Source organism: Streptomyces sp. NPDC002133 (assembly GCF_040296405.1).
Lineage (GTDB): Bacteria > Actinomycetota > Actinomycetes > Streptomycetales > Streptomycetaceae > Streptomyces.
In genome coordinates this window covers 1-1,712 of sequence record NZ_JBEOXF010000141.1, presented here as the reverse complement: position 1 = coordinate 1,712, position 1,712 = coordinate 1, and the positions used below count along the sequence as shown (strand labels likewise).

General features: G+C 70.3%; 1 protein-coding gene. It reads right to left on the bottom strand.

The window, feature by feature from the left end; translation table 11 throughout:
- Window positions 1-1,712 (bottom strand): S8 family peptidase (locus ABT078_RS42460; protein ID WP_351237824.1); only part of this gene is annotated, 1,712 nt, incomplete at both ends.

Sequence of the window (1,712 nt, the reverse complement as noted above, 5' to 3'; positions counted from 1 at the left end):
GTTGACGGAGAACAGGTGGTCGGACAGGCCGATGGTGCCGAACTCGTTGGAAAGCATCCGGGCCGAGCGGCTCGGGGCCGAGATCGTGACGGGCTCGGCGTTGCGGGCGTCGATGGCGGCGTCCCGGTCGGTGGTCAACGCGACCTCCGGCACACCGACCACGGTGCCCTCGGTGTACGCCTCGTCGAAGAGGAAGCCGCCCACGGAGTAGGTCTTGCCCTTGGGCAGCCTCAGCACGGTGCTGCTCTTGCCGTGCAGCTCCACCTCGTAGGACTGGCGGTCGTTGGAGTTGACGATCAGGTAGGCGTGGTCGGGGGCTTCGCCCGAGCGGTCCTTCACGCTGAGGCGAAGGTCATAGGCCGGCTGTTCGACGTCCATGCCGAGCGGGGTGCGCACCGAGACCGTCTTGTCCGCGGTGGAGGCGGTGACCACACCGCTGTACGCCGTGTAGATCGTGGCGATCTCCGGGGTGGCGGTGAGGGTGACGTCCGCGGTTCCGTGCGCGGGCACGGTGACCTTGTCGGTGCTGAGGCGGAACAGACCCTCCGGCGCGGGCTGCTTGCCGGCCTTGTGGCTCGCGTTGAGCGCGAGGTCGAGGGTGACCGGCTCACTGCCCGGGTTGCGGTATGTGAGCGTCTTGTCCACCGGCGGCCGCTCGCCGTCGGTCCAGCGGATCTGGCCGAAGGACAGTGCGGTGGTCTCGGCGGTGACCTGCTGGCCGACCGCCCGGGCGACGTCGACACGTCCGGCGCCCTGGTAGTAGGCGCCGCGTTCGAAGCCGCCGGCCGTGGTCTGCATCAGCTGCCGCTTGACCTGCTCCGGGGTCCAGTCGGGGTGCTGCTGGAACAGGATGGCGGCGGCACCGGCGACGTGCGGCGTGGCCATCGAGGTGCCGGACATGCCGATGTAGCCGTCGTCGGCGGTGGTACCGCCCGCCCTGGCGGCGACGACGCCGACGCCGGGGGCGACGAGGTCGGGCTTGAGGCCGAAGTCGCCCACCCGGGGACCGACCGCGGTGAAGAAGGCGAGCTCGTCGTCGATCTGGGTGGCCCCGACGGCCAGCGCGCCCTCGGCGGAGGCGGGAGAGTTGACCTTGCCGGGACCGTTGTTGCCGGCCGCGGCCACGACCAGGACACCGTGCTCACGGGTGACGGTCTCGACCATCGCCTCGATGACGTCGGTGTCCGGGGTGTCGGTTTCGCCCAGGCTGAGGCTGATCACCTTGGCGCCCTGCTCGGCCGCCCAGGCCATGGCCTCGACGATGTCGGAGTTGTCGCACCAGCCGTCCGAGGTGCAGACCTTGCCCGACAGGATCTTCGCACCGGGCGCCACGCCCTTGTACGTGCCGCCGGAGGCCGCGCCGGAACCCGCGACGGTCGAGGTCACATGGGTACCGTGGCCGTTGGAGTCATCGGTGTTCGCCTCGGTGGTGAAGTTCGCCGAGCCGACGATGAGGCCCTTGAGGTCGGGGTGGTTCGGGTCGTAACCGGTGTCGAGGACCGCCACCTTGACCCCGTCGCCCTTGTAGCCCTTCTCCCAGGCCTGCGGCGCTCCGATGTGCGCCACCGTCCGGTCGAGCTGGACCTTGGCACGACCGTCGAGCCACACCCGCTGGATACCCGCCCCGAAAGCCTTGGCGCCGGCCTCGGCGGGGGCGATGCTCTTCCAGAACTGTGCGGCGTCGTCGCGGTGTTCGCTCAGGGTCGCGAAGG